Below are 554 nucleotides of genomic sequence, written 5' to 3'. Positions count from 1 at the left end.
CGGGAGGGGCGCGGGCTCCGGGGGGCGCGGGCGCGCGGGGTAGCCTCGGGGTGACGGTGCGCGACGGTCGCCGCGCCGCGGAGAGGGAGGCGCGCGTGAGCCAGCACGAGGGCGTGCCCCCCGTGGCCGCCGGTCGCCCCGACGACGAGCGGTTCGGACCCGACGGCGAGCCGCTCGACCCGCGCGCCATCGCCCGTGCCTCGCTCGCCGCCGACCGCAACTGGTCGCTGTGGGTGATCGCGGGCGCCGTGCTGTTCTGCGTCGCGCTCGCGCTCGCGGCCGGCACTCCGGCGGGCGCCCTGGCGCTGGCGGGGTTCCTCGCCTGCTGCGCCGTCGTCCGGGCGGTCGTGCGGCGCGCCCCGGCCGCCCTCGTCGTGCGTCGGCGGGCCGTGGACGTCGCGGTGCTCGCGGGGCTGGCGGTGACGATCGGCGTGCTGTCGCAGATCGTCCCGGCCCCCTACGTCCCCTGACGCCCGCCCCGACCCGCGCCCGCGCCCGCCTCGCGCCCCTCCCGCGCCCGCCCCGCACCCGCCCCGCGCCCCTCCCGCGCCCGC

The 554-nt window shown here is 82.3% G+C and carries 1 protein-coding gene; it reads left to right on the top strand.

What is annotated here, in order from left to right; translation table 11 throughout:
• Positions 1 to 95: 95 nt before the first annotated feature.
• Positions 96 to 470 carry a DUF3017 domain-containing protein gene (locus tag FA014_RS19750; protein ID WP_154731280.1) on the top strand — a complete coding sequence of 125 codons (375 nt, stop codon included), beginning with the start codon at positions 96 to 98 and terminating at the stop codon, positions 468 to 470.
• The last annotated feature ends 84 nt before the right edge of the window (positions 471 to 554 follow it).

This window comes from Cellulomonas hominis (genome assembly GCF_005239125.1).
Classification (GTDB): Bacteria; Actinomycetota; Actinomycetes; order Actinomycetales; family Cellulomonadaceae; genus Cellulomonas; species Cellulomonas hominis_A.
Note: the sequence above shows the minus strand (reverse complement) of the source record. Positions and strands in the feature narration are given on the sequence as shown.